The sequence below is a fragment of the Acinetobacter sp. ANC 3882 genome, from assembly GCF_022549545.1.
In the GTDB taxonomy this organism is placed as follows: Bacteria; Pseudomonadota; Gammaproteobacteria; order Pseudomonadales; family Moraxellaceae; genus Acinetobacter.
In genome coordinates this window covers 89,027-107,944 of record NZ_JAKZGB010000007.1, presented here as the reverse complement: position 1 = coordinate 107,944, position 18,918 = coordinate 89,027, and the positions used below count along the sequence as shown (strand labels likewise).

Genomic DNA, 18,918 nt, shown 5'->3' with positions numbered 1-18,918 from the left:
AGATTCTAGTTATTAAAGAGGCGCTTATAAGGCGCCTTTAATATAAGGATAAGCCACATTCAGCATCATTGGTTGTGCTTTGGCATTGGGATGGATTTGATCATTCTGGATCAAATTTTTCTGCCCAGCCACACCTTCAAGGAAGAAAGGCAGTAATTTCACTTTATATTGCTGACTTACAATTTTGTAATTATTTTCAAAAGCCGCACTATAGGCTGTCCCATAATTCGGTGGTATTTTCATACCAAACAGTAAAACATTGGCTTTCTGTTTTTGGCTAAGTTGTACCAATTGAGCAAGGTTCTTTTGGATCATTTGTGGCGGTTGACCACGTAATCCATCATTGCCGCCAAGTTCAATGACGACCACTTCAGGTTTATAGGTTTGCAATAATTTTGGCAGTCTTGCCAGTGCACCACTGGTGGTTTCACCACTGACACTTGCATTGACCACTTTATGCTGTTTCGGATACTGTTGGTCTAAACGCTGTTGTAATAAATGAACCCAACCTTGCTTTACATCTATGCCATAACCAGCACTCAGGCTATCACCCAAAATCAAAATAGTCTTTGCTGAAACCCATGTTGGGATCAAACACATGCTGATGATCCCAACTGCTTTTGATACTGACCAGATAACTTTAGATTTTTGCATCGTATTTCAAATTTGTCCTAAAGGATACGTGACATCATGCCACAACCGATTATCTCTGCCCAAAAAGTTACACAACATATTCAAATTAATCAGCAAAGTCTTACGATTTTAAAAGACATTGATTTAGATATTTATCAAGGTGAACAAATCGCGATTACGGGACGTTCAGGCTCAGGAAAATCAACTTTACTCGGTATTCTCGCGACACTGGATCGACCAAGTTTGGGTGAGTTATGGGTCTGTGGTGAGGCAGTACATAGCTTATCAGAAGAGCAACGGGCTCGTGTTCGGCTAGAAAATATTGGCTTTGTATTTCAGTCTTTTCAGCTGTTACCGCAGTTGAGTGCTTTGGAAAATGTGATGTTGCCATTACGTTTGCAGCCTGATTTTAATTTCAAGCAAGCTGAGCAAAAAGCATTGGCGTGGCTGGGACGGGTGGGATTAATTCGACAGGCTCAGCAAACGCCGAAGGTCCTTTCTGGTGGAGAGCAACAACGTGTCGCGATTGCACGTGCCTTGATTGCAGAACCAAAAATTATTTTTGCCGATGAACCTACAGGCAATCTCGATGGGCAAACTGCGGAAGAGGTTGAGCAACTTTTATTTGATTTAAATCAAGAACTCGGTACAACTTTAGTGTTGGTGACGCATGATCAGAGCTTGGCTGCCTTATGCCAACGTCATGTCAAACTTGCCGATGGTCGGATCCAGGAAATCGTAAAGCTGAAGGAGGGACTATGAGTTCAGTACTTAAACCCTTACTGCTACAAAGCTTTCGGACAGGTGGATTATATCTGCTGATTATTGCACTTTCGTTGGCAATCAGTGCCACCACGGCACTCAAGTTTAGTAATACCCAAGTCCAAAATGCAGTTGCATTGCAAGCAGCTGAGATGTTGGGAGCCGACTTGGTGCTATCGGATAAAGATCCGATTCAAGCCAACTGGCGGCAACAGGCAGACCAGTTGAAGTTGAAACAAGCGCCTGTCACCCTATTTAGTTCTATGGCGCATACACAAGATCAGTTTGTGATGGTTAATGTCAAAGCGGTAGATACGAATTTTCCGTTACGTGGTCAGTTAGATATTCAACCTAAAGCACAAGCGATACAGCCTGGGCAGGTTTGGTTAAGTCAGCGAGCCATGGATTTATTGCAGGCAAAAATGGGAGAGCCGCTTGCGATTGCTGATGGCCAATTTACAGTCACAGGCATTATTGAGCGTGATTCTAACCAAGAGACTGGATTTTCAGGTTTCTCTCCAACAGTGATGATTCACCAAGCTGATATTGCGAAAACCAATGCAGTTCAGGTGGGCAGTCGAATCGAATATCGACTGTTAATCGCGGGTGGGCCAGATGCAGTCAAGCGCTATAAACAGATTTTTCAGCAATCGCAGCATCCTGAACAGGATGTTGATCCGCAGGCAGATCAACAATTGGAGGAGAATGAACAGAGTTCGCTTAAACTCCGAGATGCCAGCCAATCCAATACTCGTTTAATGAAGCCGATTGAAAATCTGGATACTTTCTTACAGCTTGCCAATTTATTAACCATATTGCTGTGTGGCATTGCGATTGCTTTAACCAGTCAGCGTTATGTGCAGCAGAATCAAGATCATATTGCATTGATGCGTTGTTTAGGGGCGAGTAAGCGACAAATTTTATGGGCTTATATTGCCTTGCTTGGCATCGTCAGTGCCTTGTCGATTGTATTGGGCAGTTTGATTGGGATTGCTTTGGGCTATGGCTTATTGCAGTTGATGCTGCAACTGATTCCACAACTGCAATTGAGTTTCGCAATCGCAGATCTGCTTTATGCCTTGCCGATTGCGATTTTTACCAGTGTGATGGTGTTGGTTGGCTTTATTTTGCCAAGCATTTGGGAATTACTGAATACACCACCGATTCGAGTGATCCGCCAACAAGAACGTTCGCGTAAGTCATATTTCGCTATGTTTGCGATTGGTATCGCCAGTTTGATTATGTTCAGTTTGGTGTTGAGTGATAACTTGCAGTTGAGCATGTTGGTGCTCACTGCAATTTTGTTGCTTTGCGCTATTCTTTATGCGGTGATTTGGTTGTTACTGAAAGCCATTAAACAGCTTAAGCATCCTATTTCTGCCTATGTTCGGATTCCTCATCAGACCGCCTTACAGATTACTGCTTTGGCGTTGGGGTTAAGCTTGATCACGGTATTGAGTGTATTAAGAACAGACCTACTGCAACGTTGGCAACAGCAATTACCTGTGGGTACACCCAATCAATTTGTTTACGGTTTACCGCCATTTGATATGCCGCAGTTTAAACAACAAATTGAACAAAATGGTTGGCAATCGACACCGCTATATCCAAATATTCGCGGGCGGCTGGTCGCTAAAAATGGTCATGCCTTTGCGCCAGAGTTAGTTAAACAAAACAATTCATTGCGCCGTGAATTGAATTTGACTCAAGCAGATTCCTATCCCAAAGACAATGTGATTACTCAAGGTGTAGCTCATTTTACTCAAGTCGGGCAAGTGTCTGTGGAGGAAAAAACAGCGCAGGAGTTAGGGATTCAAATTGGTGATCAACTTAGTTTTAGCTTACCTGAAGGGACATTAGAGGCAACGGTGATTAACCTGCGTACAGTGGAATGGGAAAGCTTTAGTCCGAATTTCTTCTTTATCTTCTCACCTAAAACCATGGATGAAAATGCGGGTAGTTATTTAGGTAGCTTCTATTTACCCTCAGCGGATCAGCCAAAAATGGTGCAACTGATTCAGCAGTTTTCCAATACGGTTTTTATTGATGTTGGACGTATCTTGGAAGAAGTGAAACGGTTGATGAATGTATTGGTTCAGATTGTCACCGTACTGGCTGTATTGGTCGGGCTATCTGGTGTGTTGGTGCTGATCGCTTGTTTGAATGTCTTGATGGATGAGCGTCGCAAAGAGGTTGCTTTATTGCGTTCATTTGGTATTGCTAAAAATAAACTCAAACGTATGCTCAGTCTTGAGATTGGTTTCATTGGATTGTTAGCAGGTATTGTTGCCTGTTTATTTGCTGAGGTCATTAGTGCGATTGCAAGTCACAGGATGCAAATGGCAGTGCAATGGCATCCTGAAATTTGGTTGATTTTACCGCTGAGCATGATGATCATTTGTACGTTGATCGGCCGTTATCGTCTCAGTTATTTATGCGATATTCCACCGCTACAGAGTTTAAGAGAAATGAATCAGTCTTAAAATGTAGATTGGTTTTGGCGCAGGATTTCATGCCACAATGGATTGAGTCCTGTGCTTAACGCGGTGCAATACCAATAAAATGCAGCAAGTAATAGCGTACCCAAAATTAAAGCAAGGATTTGAAAGAAGGCTTTATTTTGCATTTTTTGGCTGAAATACCATGTTGCTGCAAGTAGAGCACCCATGATCATGCCACCGATATGTGCAGCATTATTAATACCTGAAACCGTAAAACCAAAGACAAGGTTAATCCCCATAATCATCAACAAGGATTTTTTATCCAGCCAAAAACGTTGCTGTGGTAATGCAGGAAATAGAGAGATGACCGTCAGTGCAGCACCAAGTCCCATGACTGCTCCTGATGCGCCTGCACTGATACGTGGCAAGAGATTAGGATCAAAGTGCTGCAACAGTTCATAGCCATCACGAATGCTTAAATAACTTGAAAGTACGCTTCCCATTAAACCCGCAAGGAAATACAGCCCGATGTAGTAGCTTCGTCCAAATAGTTGCTCGGCAACGCTGCCAAAGATATACAGTGCCCACATGTTGAGCATTAAATGAATCATGCCAAAATGGAAAAACATGCTACTGAACAATCGTTCTGGTTCACCTGTGAAGGTGAGTGGCGTAAAATCTGCACCCCAAGCAATTGCATCTACTGGGGCAGGGTCGGTAATATTCACACCTGAAAGAATTTGCCAGCCAAATAATCCGACATTGACTGCAATCAGTAGCGCAGTAAACCACCATGTTTGTATTTGCAATTTTTGATTGATTTGTGGTGGAGTCGTTTCAGTCATGTGTTTACGCTAGTTATTGATATAAAAAATAGCTTAGCATGAATTTGTTGCACGATGGAGTGATGCACTTTAATGAAAGCCTTTTTAGCACGCGCAGTAATGTTGATTATCGGGGTTATTCTACTGATCCAACTATGGATCTTCAGTAGTTTGGTCTGGTGGCGGACACATCCTGTTGAAACCACAATGTTTATGCGTTGGGACTATTTGACCGACTTCAAACCGATTAAGCAAGAATGGCGTGACTATGACAATATTAGCGATAATTTCAAACGCGCCATTTTAGCGGGTGAAGATGCCAAATTTATTCATCACCATGGTTTTGATTGGGCTGGGATTCAATTTGCATTGGAACGAAATAGTGAAAAAGGTGAGCTCGTTGCAGGCGGTTCAACGGTTTCGCAACAGTTGGCAAAAAACCTGTTTTTATATAATAAACGTTCATTCATTCGTAAGGGACAGGAAGCGGTTGCAACTTGGATGATGGAACGGATGTGGTCGAAACGCCGTATTTTAGAAGTGTATATGAACTCGGTTGAGTTTGGCCAAAACATTTATGGGGTTGAAGCTGCAGCTCAATTTTATTATGGCAAAAGTGCGAAAAGCCTGACTCGGGAGCAGGCTGCTTTCTTGGCTGCATTATTGCCAAATCCTAAATATTATCAAGACAATCGCAATGATCGTAAGCTGCAATACCGTAAACGTGTGATCTTGAAATATATGAATGGTATACAACTTCCGCAATAATTCGAAAATTTTTAAAAAAAGCCCAATAATTTTGGGCTTTTTTACCAAATTGACATAATTTTGCAGCATACTTAAATCATCACTTGATGAATGATAAAGCGACAAGGTTCGGTATGAATACTGCAGTGACGACAACAGCGCCCATAGAATATAGTTACAACGATCGTTATATTAATCGTGAACTTTCAATTCTCGATTTCCACCTTCGAGTACTGGAACAGGCTGTCGATCCACTTCACCCATTGTTAGAACGGATGAACTTCCTGCTGATTTTTTCACGCAATTTAGACGAATTTTTTGAAATTCGTGTTGCCGGCGTGATGGAGCAACTGACCTTAGACAATGAAAGTCGTACCCCAGATGGTTTAACCCCTAAACAAGTTTTAGATCAAATCTCAAAAACCACACATGCTGCAATTGAGCGTCAATACCGTATTTTAAATGAACAAATCTTGCCGAAGCTGCGCGAAGAAGATATCTGTTTCTTACGTCGTGGAGAATTAACCCCTGCACAATCGGCTTGGATTAAAAAATATTTCCAAGAGCAAGTCGCACCTGTACTTACTCCAATTAGCCTTGATCCTGCACATCCATTCCCACGCTTAGTCAACAAAAGCTTAAACTTTATTGTGACTTTAGAAGGGAAGGATGCGTTTGGCCGTCAGATTGATCTTGCGGTTGTGCCTGCACCGCGCTCTTTACCGCGTGTAGTACGTTTGCCTGATGAGCTAACGGATGGTAAAGAACATCATGTGATGCTCTCGGCGATTATTCATGAACATGTGTCTGATCTGTTCCCTGGAATGACTGCAACGGGTTGTTATCAATTCCGTGTCACACGCAATGCCGATTTGGCTCTGAATGAAGATGTAGAGGATCTGGCGAAAGCACTCAAAGGTGAATTAAGTTCACGTCGTTTTGGTCGTGCAGTCCGTTTGGAAGTAACGCATAACTGTCCAAAGCATATCTATGAATATTTGTTAGATGAGTTTGATCTAAACGAAGAGCAACTTTATCGTGTTGATGGTCCAGTCAATTTGGCTCGCTTACTCTCTAATTTTAAGCGTCCGCATTTGCGTTATGACTCACATACACCTGTCATTCCAAAAGCATTTAAAAAGTCTGAAAGTATTTTTGCTGCGATGCAGAAACAGGACATTTTATTGCACCACCCATTTGAATCCTTCGCACCTGTGATTCAGTTGTTGCGTGAAGCTGCGCGTGATCCACAAGTATTGGCAATTAAGCAAACGCTTTACCGTAGTGGGGCAGATTCGGAAATCGTACAGGTACTTGCCGAAGCCGCTCGTAATGGTAAAGAGGTGACGGCTGTTATTGAGCTTCGTGCACGTTTTGATGAAGAGTCCAATATCGAAGTGGCGAACGTGTTGCAAGAAGCGGGTGCTGTGGTGGTATATGGCATCGTGGGGTATAAGACTCATGCCAAAATGATTCTGGTGGTCCGCCGTGAAAACAATAAACTGGTGCGTTATGTGCATTTGGGAACAGGGAACTATCATGCAACCAATGCGCGTATTTATACTGACTATGGTTTGATGACCACAGATAAAGACCTCTGTGAAGACGTACACCGTATTTTCCAAGAATTAACGGGTATGGGGAAAATGGCCAAGCCGAAAAAGCTGCTCCATGCACCATTCACTTTGCATGCACAACTCATTAACTATATTGATGATGAAATTGCCAATGCCAAAGAAGGTAAACCTGCGCAAATTATCATTAAGGTAAATGCACTAACTGAAGTGCAGTTAATCAATAAATTGTATGAAGCATCGCAAGCAGGTGTGCAGGTTGACCTGATTATTCGTTCGATTTGCTGTTTACGTCCAGGTTTGCCACATCTATCTGAAAATATCCGCGTGCGTTCGATTGTTGGGCGTTTCTTGGAACATACACGGGTTTATTATTTCAGCAATAATGGTAATCCACGTATTTATGGTTCAAGTGCAGACTGGATGGATCGTAATCTATTCAACCGTGTTGAAGCCTGTTTCCCGATTGAAGACCCTGCTTTGAAAAAGCGTATCTATCAACAAGGGTTATTAAATTATCTCAAAGATAATCAACAAGCGTGGTTGTTACAGGGAGATGGTGTTTGGGATCGTGTGCGACCTGTAGCAGGCGAGGCTCCACACAATGCACAACATACTTTGCTTGAAGCAATTAAATAAGATCAATAAAAAACCGACCTGCATAGGTCGGTTTTTTGATTCAAATATTTAATAACTTTTGATTTCTAACACCAGTTGGTTTACGAGATCGGCTGCTTCCAGTTCTCTGATTTGCCCGACATTGCTGCCTGCCCAAAATGCTCCATAACTAAAATCTTGCTTTGCACTTGCAACAGCCATGAGTTGTTTAGCCAAATCATAGGTATAAGGGTAAGCAGGGACCTTAGGACGATTCGGTGAGTCAATCTGTGTATGCCATGTCCCAAGCAAGCCACGTGCTGGTCGGCCAGACAGGCTGGCGCTGATTTGAGTAATGTTCTGATTAAATAATGCTTTACGGTATGCTGCATTTGCACTTGAACTTTTGCATTGTACAAAGGCAGTACCCAGTTGTACTGCGGCAGCTCCTAATTTGAGTGCGGCTTTAGCTTGATCACCATTCATGATGCCACCAGCTGCAATCACGGGCAGCGTGCAATGTTGGGTGATGAGTTGGACAAGATCAAAGGTTTTTATTGCAGCATCAAAATGTTGATTGAAAATACCACGATGCCCACCTGCTTCAATTCCTTGAGCAATAATGATGTCTATACCTGCTGCTTCAATTGCTTGGGCTTCAAGCAGATTGGTCGCAGATACCATGGTGATAATACCTGCATCTTTTAGCGCTTGAATTTGATGCGGATGTGGAATTCCAAAATGAAAACTGACCGCTTTGGGAGCTGTTTCAAGAACCACATTCAGAAAGTCATCATTATCTAAAAAACTTGGATAAATGCAGTTCAGTTGAGTCGGTACTGCTGCACCAAATTTCTCAAATTGGGGGCGAATATAATCAATCCAGTGTTGTGCTGTTCCAGGATCCAGTTGTTCAGATTGATGGCAAAAAAAGTTAACTTGAAATGGTTTGTCGGTAAGTTCTTGAGTCTTTAGGATTTGGACTTTAGCTGCTTCTGGCGTATTTGCGCCGAGACCCAAAGAGCCCAAGCCACCTTGATTAGAAACTTCAGCGGCAAGTTCTGGCGTTGAAACGCCTGCCATCGGTGCAAGTAAAATCGGATGTTTTATTTCTAATAATTCTAAAATTGACATGATGTTTTACTCAATCCATTTTTAATCACCTTAACGTAAAAACAAAAAGGCTTGCAAATAATAATCGCTATTTACTTATTGAATATAGAGGTTATTTTTAGATCAAAAAAATAGCTTTCTATAATGGTGTGACATTAAATAGAGAGCCGACCCAACTCGAAAATGCCATTGCAAGCATGCCCCATAAGGTAATGCGTAAACTGCCTTTGAGCATGGAGGTGCGTGCAAAGTAGCTGGATAATGCACCAAGCAGAGCCAGTGAAATTACCCCAGTAATGAGTACTGAACGTGCGACCCAAGAATCTGGAGTGAGTAAAATTGCTAACATCGGCAGGGCTGCACCGCAAGAGAAGGAGGCTGCTGAGGATAAAGCGGCTTGAACTGGATTGGCTGCGGTATTTTCATGAATCCCAATCTCATCTCGTGCATGTGCGCCGAGTGCATCGTGTTCGGTCAGTTGTTTGGCAACTTCATGCGCAAGTTCAGGGTTTAGGCCACGTGAAATATAAATTTGTGTCAGTTCTTTCAGTTCTGCATGTGGATTTTTTTCCAGTTCTCTGGCCTCAAATCGCAGATCAGACTTTTCAATGTCTTCTTGAGATTTGACCGAAATGTATTCGCCAGCCGCCATGGATGTGGCACCAGAAATAAGTCCTGCAATACAGGTAATCAATAGGGTATGAGAGCTTGCACCGCTTGCAGCCATCCCCATAATCAGACTGGTGACAGAAATAATGCCATCATTGGCACCCAAAACAGCCGCACGCAGCCAGCCTGAACGTTGTATGACATGCGGTTCTGCATGTTGGGAATAGGACATAATGTACTCTTTAAAATCGGTTGAATTTAATTATTTATAACGTAGTGAATCATGGGTTATTTGTAAAATTCTATTGATGATTCATAAACTTAATCTATTATAAAATAACTTATTTTAACGATAGCATAACGATGATTTGGTTATAATATGTGAATAATTTAACACTTTAACTTTGGGTTACATTGGTGTTTTATGGCCCATATTGTTGATATTTTTAGTTGAGATCTGCGATGAACAATTCGAACAATAAGCTGCTGAGTCATACACTATTAATGTTGGGTCTTATCTTACCTGTACAACATGCATTCAGTGCTGAAGCTGATTTTGTCAAAGAAGGGGATGCCGCGTATAAACCCGGTAATCCAATTTATGATCGTTGGGACAAGTTTTATAAAATTGAACAAAGCCAACCCGAACAGGCCGAGAAAATTTTGATTGAGTTAGGCCAACTCACGCCCCAAGATATTAAGGTCTGGAAAAGTCTGACTTATTTGCAGATTCGGTTAAATAAACAAAATGATGCGCTCCAAAGCGTACGCAAGGCTGAACAGCTTGCTCCACAAGACGATCAATTGAAATTACAAGAAGCCTATTTGCTGAATCAGCAGAAACGGAATAAAGAAGCCTTAGTTATTTTTAAAGGATTATCGACATCATCAGATGCTGATATTGCTGCAAAAGCGCAACAAGCCGTGCAAAATCTGAGTGGTTCAAGTGTTCCATCCACCTTTAAGGATGTTTATTTTGCGCCGTCTTATGAGTCACGCTATGACGATTTCATTTTTCCATTGAAAATGCGTTATGGGAAGAACTTGGATAACGGACGGGCGCAAGTCTATGGCTTTGTAAATCTAAACCGTGATACTAAATCTAAAGGTGGCGTTCGTCCCGAAATCATTGATGAAAATGCAGTCACTGTCGGCATCGGGGCAAACTATCAGCCATGGCAATCGATCCCTGTTCGTGCCTATTTGGAAGTAGGGGGAAGTTATGATTTGATCGATCGTAATCGTGATAAATTCCGTGAAAGTGTGGTAGGTGGGGTCACTGGCTATCAAGAGTGGTATGCCAATCCTGCTGTAGAACAACGTACACTATGGAATGATTACTTTACTGACTTGTATGGCAATGTCGCGAGTTACTCGCGTGAAGATTATAATGTGATTGCTGATTTGAGATTGCGTTCTGGTTTTAATGTTTATCGTGGTGAAGTAGGTACAGTACAAGCCTATGGCAAACTGCACACCTTAGCGGATTCAGAAGGCGAAAATTACAATAATTTATTTGAATATGGTGCTGGTGTTGCCTGGCAGCCATTTAACTATATTCCAGTGAAATTGCGAGTTGAGCGTCTATATGGGCATTATTTCAAAGATGCTTTAGCCGATGGAACTGAAAACTATAATAACACCCGTACTGAACTGGTTTTTTATAAGAACTTCTAACTAGCTTTAATGGTATGTGCTCCATACCTCAGCTTGTACCACAACGCGACAGTGTAAACAGTCATACGGTTCATATAGTGTGGGCCGTCAAAGATATACACTTTTTGCCCTTCGTATGCTTTAAGCTGTTCAATGACTTCCCATGGATAGGCGGAACGGAACTTACCGCCTTTCACTGGTCGAAAAGCTTCTAATACAATGATGATATTATCTTTTCCAAATTCTTTTTGAAGGTCTTCAAGCACAATACGTGCTTGTTTCGGAGAGCGAGTTCCGACGCCTACACCATCCTGAAAGAATACGCCCGTATGACTAGGTAACCAGCTTTTTAACCAAGTATCTAAATGTTCTGGTGCTTGTTCACCACTATAGATACTGATCCAAAGTGGTTTGGGTAACGTTCGAATTGCTTTGGCGAGATCATCTACACAGATCCATGTTGGGTCTGCCTCGACAGGAAAATAATAACCTTTGAGTGGAATGATTTTAGTATTGTCGATGATTTTTTTCGAATTTTCAGCCAGTTGTAAAACATTGGAGCGAGCTAATTTTTCATCATATTCTCCAGCCAAGCCTAAAAGAATATGTTGGGCCCATGGTTTTTGCTGAAGTTGCTTAAGGTTGATGTTTTTATCCCATTTTTGTAATCCGATCTCATGATCGAACCATGATTTGGACTGCACCACAGACCATTGCGGAACAAACGTAGAAACACCGAGTAGATTCCAATTTCCAGAAGGTGGCGTGGTCGCTAAATCAGGTTGCCAAAACATTCCTTCAATTTGTGGAGGTTGTACATCTGCTTTAAGCTGATGAATACAACCTCCTAAAAATAAGAGGGTTGATAGGGTTAGCGTAATAAATATTGTTGATTTATTCTGCCTTATTTTTAGCATTAGGTCGTTTACGCCAGTACCAGAGCAAAATTGCAATAATCATGATAGCAGAGATCGTCACAACCAAGATAAAGAATGATGATTGCTTAACCAGAGGTGCTTTTTGATTGCCGACCAGAATCTTCTGTAAAATAAAGACTTGCCCACTTTCTGTGACCAAAATTTTACTGGCATTGTTTGGGATATTTTGTTGAATTTTCTCCCAAAGTTTGGTGAAGTTTTGCGCGCCTTGCATTGAATCCGTAATAATATCAAAACGTTGATCATGGAAGCTGACCAAGAAGCCATTGGTAGCAGCAGGTGCGTAAAGGGTATTTTGATGCATTAAAACTTGTTGGCGATAAATATTTGGATTCACTTGTACATTCAAAAGTTCAGGTTTATTTGGATCTAATTTCACCAGATTTAAGGGAATTGGATCATTGGTCATCAGCATTTTCTTGGCCACTTGGCTGACAACCATTGCAATTTCCAAACTGCCTGCATTGCCATCAATAGCGATAGTAGGGTGCGTTGCAAAGGTCATTGATAAAGATGCAACACCATTTTTCAATTTATGTGGCAATTTCACTGTCGATTTTTGCGTATCAATCCAAAGTGAACCTTTTGCAGTAGGCAAGCACTGCGAATTTACGATCACTGAATTTTCAAGTTTCAGGTTAAAGGTCGTATTATTCGAAATAGTCTTGGCGAAGTAATTAAACTGACGGTTAACTGGGTCTGAATCTAGGTTGGCTGTTTTTAAACTGCCTGCCAAGCCCCCATCAATCCACGTGGTAATGTTGGAACCTTCCAGTAAACCACTTTGTACGCGAAGTGCGATTTGCCCCTGTAAAATATCAGTAGGCTGCCAAACCGCAGGGAAATTTAAAAATAGATTTTTCTCAGCTTGGTTCAAACGGAAATCACTAATGCCCAAGTCGGCAAGGGTATGGATTTGCTTGATCTTAGCCCAGTTTGGTGCTGCGAGTTTATTTGGAAGAAAGGTCGCAGAGGTATTTAATTGTTGTAAGTAATTGGGATTGAGTAATCCATTGATTGCAGAAACGAGTTTCTCAGGCTGATCATATTGAATCTGTAAGGTCGGAATATCATTTGCCGTACTGATTTGGACTAGCGTCCCTTTCGGTAAGGGTGCTGCTGATTTTGTAATTTCAATATAGAAGTTTGGTGTTTGCTCTATTGGCGCATTTTGTTCATACCATTGGATAGGTGTGACCGAACCCCACGCACTGATCAAACGTCCTAACATGCTTGCTTCGTTTACGTTTGCTGGGTTGTATTTTAAGACACCGACAAAAGGCGTCGGACGGACAACCTGTGGATTAAATAAAGCATCAGGCAAATCTTTTAAACGATAAATCGGTCTATATCGAACGTAGTCAATTTTAGAATTGCTTAAATAGGTGACTTGATCGACATCCTCACTACAGAAGGTGGTTCGGTCAGCGGCAGGTGAGGTATTGGGTGAGTACTGCTGCAAAATAAAGTCTAGGCGATGGAAGCCACTTTGGGTCGCTGGAATATCAAAGCTTAATGAGCCATCCCCGTTTAAAGTGGTGTTGTAAATCAGCTTGTCATCAAATTTGACCAATAAAGTCGTGAAATGCTCGGTGGAATAATCACTGGTAAAGCGGATATTCTGCCATTCAGAACCTTTGCCCACATAAAAGAAGTGCGGTTCAATGGTATATTTATTGGAGGTGTTGATGTTATCAAACGTCCAAGTATTGAGCGTGTCTGCCACAGAAAAGACGGGCAAGAAAAGAGCGACACTTGCAACTACTACTTTTAGAAAATGATGATGTAATGGGTTATTTTTCATTTATTTTTTCTCCTTGCTACGCTCAGTTTTATACCACTGCAATGAATTTCCTTGGATCTTATTTTTGAGCATGTCATATGCAGCTTTAAACACGATAAATAAGAACACTTGTGAATACGTTACGTAAGATAAGACCGCGAAGAAATATAGTTGAGGTTTGGCTCTTTCTAAAGATAAGGTGAACCACATTTGTGCGACATATAAACAGAAGGATAGGCCCCAAAGTAGGGTAAATGGACCAGGAACGGTAATCCCTGCAATACCCAGTAAACCTAAAGTTAAGGTGACATGACTCCAGATCAGTGCAGGTACAAACAGTACATAACACATGATGTTGTTAAAAATTTCGATTCCGATCGGGAACGGTTTCCGAAGTGCGATTGGCAAGTATTTACTGGTGACGTAGAAATTCCCTTGAGTCCAGCGTGAACGTTGTTTTACAAATACACTGAGAGAGGGTGGGTCTTGTTGCCAACCAACGGCGTAGGGCACCCATTTAATCCGTCTTTGGCCCAAGAAAATCCGAAAGCTCATCTCGGTATCATCAACCAAAGACTTTTCATCAAAACCACCCAGCGTTTCTAAGGCATCGCGCCAGATCACATAATTTGTGCCCATTAACGTCGATAATTCAAAACGTTGCCAGCGGCCGCCTTGGAAAATCCACTGGAAGAAAATAAATTCAATCGCAATAAAACGGGTCAAAATACTGTCACGCCAGTTACGGGTACGAACTTTACCGTTTACCGCGACGAGTTTTTTATCCGCCAATAAGGTCTGTGCCAATAGGCGGACACAGTCGGGTTCAGGGGTACTGTCTGCATCATAGACGACAATCAATTCTCCGGTGGCATGCGGTAAACCATTATTCAGGGTACGTGATTTACCTTTCCCGCCCATGCCTTTGGGTACATTGACAATTTTGATGCAGGGATAAATGGCTGCCATGCGTTCCGCAATTTCTAAAGTATTGTCTTTAGAGCCGTCATTAATCAGTAGAACTTCATAGGCATGTGCAGGATAGTCCTGCTGAGCAATGGCATGTAGGGTATCTTCAATCACCACACCTTCGTTATAGGCAGGAATCAAGACACTGAGAACTGGCCATTGTTCAGGGACTGGCATATTTTCCAGTTCTTTGGCTGCATTTTTAGAATACTTCCATGCCTGAAAACTCAACCACGCCCAAAAGGCTTGTGGAATCCAGATTCCCAGAAAACCAAATAAGAAAAGAATATCAATTGCGGGCATTTATTCTTCTCCTGCGAATGATAGAAATGATCAAAATTAGGAGTAATCCGCCGCCAAGTAATAATGAAATCCAAGAAATTGAACTGCCAAAAGTACTGAGTAAACTTGGATAATGTGCTGAATAGATATAGTCGAGTGGGATCACTACGGTGCTTAGCACAATTAGAATATAGCCGAATAAGCTGGTTTCAACGCCATCTGTGGTGCTGGTAAATTGGGTACGATTCAGATCCCATGAGATACCGAGTTTAGGATACTCAATGGTATTTAAAGGCATACCGACAGGTGGGTTAATTACTACTTGATAACCTGAAGTTTGTGATGGATCGGTAATTGCTTGATAGAAATAATGTTGATGGTGCTGAATTTGACGGGCAGGGATACGCAGTTCATTGGGGCTGTCAGATTGAATAATATAGCTGCCAGCAGGTTGAGCAATCAGGTTTTCATCCCAGCCTGTTTCAATCAATGCGGCCAAGGGGCGTAAGCCAATGGCTGTGGAAAAAGTTGCTTTGGCCGCAAAATACTTTGCATGAGACATTTGATAGAAGGCGACAGGAATAGCGCCGTCATTGACGGCTTTTTTAATTCTATAATATTTAATCGCACTAAAATATTCATTCGGCAGAATCACACCAGGTTTGATTCCTTGTGCAATCAATTGCTTAAAGCTGTCGGAGTCCAGTTGATCAGAGGTAAACACTGGCCACCAAGTCGCAGGCTGTGGAAAGAGTTGAGCTACCGTTTGCGGCGTTTGTGTTTGAGCTGTTGATTCTGTGCGTGCAGTTTCAATCTTGCAGTGATAGTACTGCTGATAAAATTGCTGCATGGTGGTATCAGGAATGTTACTTGTCGCGACCAGAACACCACAGATATTGAGTAGAACAGACATCAGCGTACCTCTCTGCTTGGAGAGGCTAAGTATTCGGTGTGTTGTTCAATCTGCAGTTTGAGTACGGTAAGTTCTTGTAGGTCTTGAATGAAGCGTGGATAGATCTGATTTTCTTCACTGCTGGGTTCATGAATCACAATACTTTTAATTTCACTAAGTTCTTCATTAATAAAGTGGTAAATCACGCTGTCTCTTTCAGTAGAGAGAATCGCCATAATTTTATTTTGAGTCTCTTTCCAGACATCTTCACCCAGCATTTCACGAATCAGCACGGTATTATTGATATGCGTGGTGATGATTTTATAGTGATCTTTGTGGGTGAGCTGCAATAGCTTTTTTAATTCGCCTTGAAAATGTGCTAAGGCAGTGAGTGGTAAAATATCGTGTTGATAGTTACGATCATAACTTTGAATGGCACGAAAGCTTTTTAAGGCATTTTGAATATTATGACGTATTGCACTTAAAAAGATCGGGGTAATCGGCAGCACAAACAATAACAGCAGTTGTCGTTCGACATAGGTTTGATTAGCCAAATCAAGAAAGAAATAGACTGCAACGCCGACAAATGTAATCAAGCCAAGCAGCAAGGCCATGCCGACATTTAAAAAAGCGCCAGAAATTAACAGAATGAGCAGAAATACCCAACTACCGCGATAACTGGCTGGAAGCCATTCATACGCGACAATGCCCATAAAAACTTGAGCGGAAATAATCCACAAGACGAGTGCTGGTGCTGGATTTTTTTGCATAATAATTTTAGTTTTAATAAATGTCTTTTGTGATCAAGGTAGCATTATTTTACGATTATTACGATAGCTTTTCTGTTTGTTACTTTGTAAAATAATTTTATAAACAGTAACATACAGTATAGTCTGTATTTCAAAAGAATAAAAAGTAGCTTATTTCAGACGTTTATTTAATTTATGTAACCTTGTTTAGTTCGATTTGAATGCTTCAATGGCACGTAGGCGACTGGCCTTTAGATCAACCATTGGCTCAGGATAATCCAGTGCTAAAAGCTGATTTTTGGCATAAGGTTCATGAATCATTTTATTATCAAGATGGGCCAGTTCAGACACCCATGTACGGATATATTCACCTTCGGGATCAAACTTTTGTGATTGAGTTATCGGATTAAACACACGGAAATATGGTACAGCATCCGTGCCAGTCGATGCACACCATTGCCAACCGCCGTTATTGGCAGCCAAGTCACCATCAATCAGGTTTTGCATAAACCACTGTTCACCTTTACGCCAGTCAATAAGCAGATTTTTACTTAAAAACATGGCACAGATCATACGTACCCGATTGTGCATCCAACCTGTGGCCAAGAGTTGGCGCATACCCGCATCAATGATTGGAATGCCCGTTTGTCCTTGTTGCCATTGGTGTAATGCGATTGGGTCATCGCGCCAACAGATGTTTTCGGTGGTAGTTTGGAAAGGTTGATGTTTTGAAACCTTGGGGAAGTCAAACAGGATATGTTGATAAAATTCACGCCAAAGAAGCTCATCCAACCAAGTTTGTTGGCCTTCGGATTGAATCTCAAAATGTCCTTGTTGTTGCCTAAATAGTGCTTGCAGACATTGGCGGACTGAAATAATACCAATATTTAAATAGGCGGAAAGTTGGCTGGTGCCAGATACAGCAGGTAGGTCCCGTGCTGTTTTATAGTCAGTCAACCGTTCATCAATAAATTGGTCCAAAAGCGCGAGTGCATGTGCTTCTCCAACCTGCCATTCGGAAAAATTGGTCTGTTGGATTTGTTTTATATAGTCGCGTTGTAATTCTTGAATGTCATTTTGTTGAAAGCAGGACAGATCGAGGGAGAGTGGTTGTTGCTTCGTTGGATATGGATAACATTGCGGTAAACTATGCTGTAAGCGTTGACAGCAGGTTTTCTTAAACGCACCAAAAACTCGGTAGGGTGAGTTGGATTGATTGCGGATAGAGGCCACAGGAAATAACGTTCGATCATGCAAAAGAATTAATTGTTTTTTATGTTGATTGAGCTGCTGCTGTACGGTTTGATCTCGTTTTAGTTCATTGATGCCAAGTTCAATGTTGGCATACACATTTTCAATATTAAGTTGTTGGATTAAATGTGAAAAAAAATCAGGGATATCTTTCCACAGAGGAATCGTTTGAATCAGTAAGGGAATATTCAGGTCTGCAAGTTGCTGTTTGAACTGTTGTAATTGACGTAGATAAAATTCGATTTTAATCGCTGCATCGTCGTGTTGCTGCCACTGTGCAGGAGATAGAACGACAAGTGCGATGGTGGGTCCAGCCTGAGTCGCATGCCAAAGCGCTGCATGATCATGGATTCTGAGATCTTGGCGAAACCAAATCAGTTGAGAGGGTTGAGACATAGCTGAGGATTATAATCGAGAGTTAGACAACGTTAAGCGATTTTCTGATTTTGGAAAAGTACTTGGCAATAAAAAAGCAAAGCCGAAGCTTTGCTTTTTCCATCTAATTCAAAAGTGAATTAGTGGTGGTGACCACCTGCACCATGAACGTGACCGTGATCTAATTCTTCTTGAGAAGCATCACGGATTTCAACGATTTCTACTTCAAAAGTAAGATCTTGGCCAGCAAGTGGGAAGTTTGCATCAACGATGATGTTGTCACCTTCAATCGCTTTAACAGTAACGATTTGAACGCCGTCATCAGTTTGAGCTTGGAATTGCATACCAGGTTGGATGTTGTCCACACCTTGGAACATTTGAGCTGGAACTTCTTGAACTAGGTCTGGGTTGTATTCGCCATAACCTTCAGCAGCTGGAACGTTTACAGTGAATTTTTCACCAACAGTTTTACCTGTAAGTGCATTTTCTAAACCAGGAATGATGTTGCCTGCGCCGTGCAAATATGCAAGTGGTTCACCTTGAGATTGATCAAGTGTTTCACCCTCAGCGTTTGTTAAAGTGTAGTGGAATGAAACCACGTGGTTAAGTGCAATAGCAGTCATGTTTTGAATCCATGTCATCAATAGTTTTAGCTGTATATCATAAAGTGAAAAATAGATTTTGTTGACTATTTTCCACTTTTTGAAACGATTTAGTTAAATA

16 protein-coding genes are annotated in these 18,918 nt (G+C 41.6%); 5 read left to right on the top strand and 11 right to left on the bottom strand.

Features of this window, described 5'->3' with window-relative positions; all coding sequences use genetic code 11:
* Nucleotides 1-24 precede the first annotated feature (24 nt).
* Entirely contained in the window at nucleotides 25-654 is a 630-nt protein-coding gene (locus MMO42_RS13475; RefSeq protein ID WP_241320890.1) for an arylesterase, read from the bottom strand.
* Between the two features lie 36 nt (nucleotides 655-690).
* Between MMO42_RS13475 and MMO42_RS13470 the strand changes: the two genes are divergently transcribed.
* Nucleotides 691-1,395: an ABC transporter ATP-binding protein gene (locus MMO42_RS13470; RefSeq protein ID WP_241320889.1), complete on the top strand. Its 705-nt coding sequence runs from the start codon at nucleotides 691-693 to the stop codon at nucleotides 1,393-1,395.
* A complete protein-coding gene (locus MMO42_RS13465) occupies nucleotides 1,392-3,878 on the top strand; it encodes an FtsX-like permease family protein (RefSeq protein ID WP_241320888.1) in 2,487 nt (828 codons plus the stop codon). The genes MMO42_RS13470 and MMO42_RS13465 overlap by 4 nt, the downstream gene beginning before the upstream one ends.
* On the opposite strand, the gene MMO42_RS13460 is transcribed toward MMO42_RS13465, so the two are convergent.
* Nucleotides 3,875-4,681 carry a rhomboid family intramembrane serine protease gene (locus tag MMO42_RS13460; protein WP_241320887.1) on the bottom strand — a complete coding sequence of 269 codons (807 nt, stop codon included), beginning with the start codon at nucleotides 4,679-4,681 and terminating at the stop codon, nucleotides 3,875-3,877. The two genes, MMO42_RS13465 and MMO42_RS13460, sit on opposite strands and share 4 nt — an antisense overlap.
* Nucleotides 4,682-4,753: 72 nt before the next feature.
* Here MMO42_RS13460 and mtgA point away from each other — a divergent pair, with 72 nt between their 5' ends.
* Together mtgA and ppk1 are read left to right on the top strand one after the other, a co-directional pair.
* Nucleotides 4,754-5,428, top strand: coding sequence for a monofunctional biosynthetic peptidoglycan transglycosylase (gene mtgA, locus MMO42_RS13455; protein WP_005296075.1), 675 nt, complete (start codon nucleotides 4,754-4,756; stop codon nucleotides 5,426-5,428).
* Nucleotides 5,429-5,541: 113 nt separating this feature from the next.
* Nucleotides 5,542-7,620, top strand: a complete 2,079-nt coding sequence (gene ppk1, locus MMO42_RS13450; RefSeq protein WP_005296072.1) for a polyphosphate kinase 1 — start codon at nucleotides 5,542-5,544, stop codon at nucleotides 7,618-7,620.
* A gap of 48 nt (nucleotides 7,621-7,668) precedes the next feature.
* Here the strand turns inward: ppk1 and MMO42_RS13445 are convergent, their stop codons facing one another.
* Both MMO42_RS13445 and MMO42_RS13440 read right to left on the bottom strand, forming a co-directional pair.
* Nucleotides 7,669-8,712, bottom strand: coding sequence for a nitronate monooxygenase (locus MMO42_RS13445; protein WP_241320886.1), 1,044 nt, complete (start codon nucleotides 8,710-8,712; stop codon nucleotides 7,669-7,671).
* A gap of 118 nt (nucleotides 8,713-8,830) precedes the next feature.
* Entirely contained in the window at nucleotides 8,831-9,532 is a 702-nt protein-coding gene (locus tag MMO42_RS13440) for a VIT family protein (RefSeq protein WP_005296065.1), read from the bottom strand.
* A gap of 230 nt (nucleotides 9,533-9,762) precedes the next feature.
* Here MMO42_RS13440 and MMO42_RS13435 point away from each other — a divergent pair, with 230 nt between their 5' ends.
* Complete coding sequence (locus tag MMO42_RS13435; RefSeq protein WP_241320885.1) at nucleotides 9,763-10,977, top strand: hypothetical protein; 1,215 nt, start codon at nucleotides 9,763-9,765, stop codon at nucleotides 10,975-10,977.
* On the opposite strand, the gene MMO42_RS13430 is transcribed toward MMO42_RS13435, so the two are convergent.
* From MMO42_RS13430 to MMO42_RS13400, 7 genes are all read right to left on the bottom strand, one after another.
* Nucleotides 10,974-11,873 (bottom strand): hypothetical protein, encoded by a 900-nt coding sequence (locus MMO42_RS13430; RefSeq protein WP_241320884.1) that lies wholly within the window; start codon nucleotides 11,871-11,873, stop codon nucleotides 10,974-10,976. The two genes, MMO42_RS13435 and MMO42_RS13430, sit on opposite strands and share 4 nt — an antisense overlap.
* Nucleotides 11,851-13,698, bottom strand: a complete 1,848-nt coding sequence (locus tag MMO42_RS13425) for a hypothetical protein (RefSeq protein ID WP_241320883.1) — start codon at nucleotides 13,696-13,698, stop codon at nucleotides 11,851-11,853. Before MMO42_RS13425 ends, MMO42_RS13430 begins: the two co-directional genes overlap by 23 nt.
* The gene (locus MMO42_RS13420) at nucleotides 13,699-14,949 is read right to left on the bottom strand and encodes a glycosyltransferase (protein ID WP_005296056.1); all 1,251 of its coding nucleotides are present in this window, start codon (nucleotides 14,947-14,949) and stop codon (nucleotides 13,699-13,701) included.
* Nucleotides 14,936-15,841, bottom strand: coding sequence for a hypothetical protein (locus MMO42_RS13415; protein WP_241320882.1), 906 nt, complete (start codon nucleotides 15,839-15,841; stop codon nucleotides 14,936-14,938). The genes MMO42_RS13420 and MMO42_RS13415 overlap by 14 nt, the downstream gene beginning before the upstream one ends.
* On the bottom strand, nucleotides 15,841-16,590 hold the full coding sequence (locus MMO42_RS13410) for a hypothetical protein (RefSeq protein ID WP_241320881.1): 750 nt from the start codon (nucleotides 16,588-16,590) through the stop codon (nucleotides 15,841-15,843). Before MMO42_RS13410 ends, MMO42_RS13415 begins: the two co-directional genes overlap by 1 nt.
* A gap of 186 nt (nucleotides 16,591-16,776) precedes the next feature.
* Nucleotides 16,777-18,216: a deoxyribodipyrimidine photo-lyase gene (locus MMO42_RS13405; RefSeq protein WP_241320880.1), complete on the bottom strand. Its 1,440-nt coding sequence runs from the start codon at nucleotides 18,214-18,216 to the stop codon at nucleotides 16,777-16,779.
* A gap of 119 nt (nucleotides 18,217-18,335) precedes the next feature.
* Nucleotides 18,336-18,818: a peptidylprolyl isomerase gene (locus MMO42_RS13400; RefSeq protein WP_004801387.1), complete on the bottom strand. Its 483-nt coding sequence runs from the start codon at nucleotides 18,816-18,818 to the stop codon at nucleotides 18,336-18,338.
* Nucleotides 18,819-18,918 lie beyond the last annotated feature (100 nt).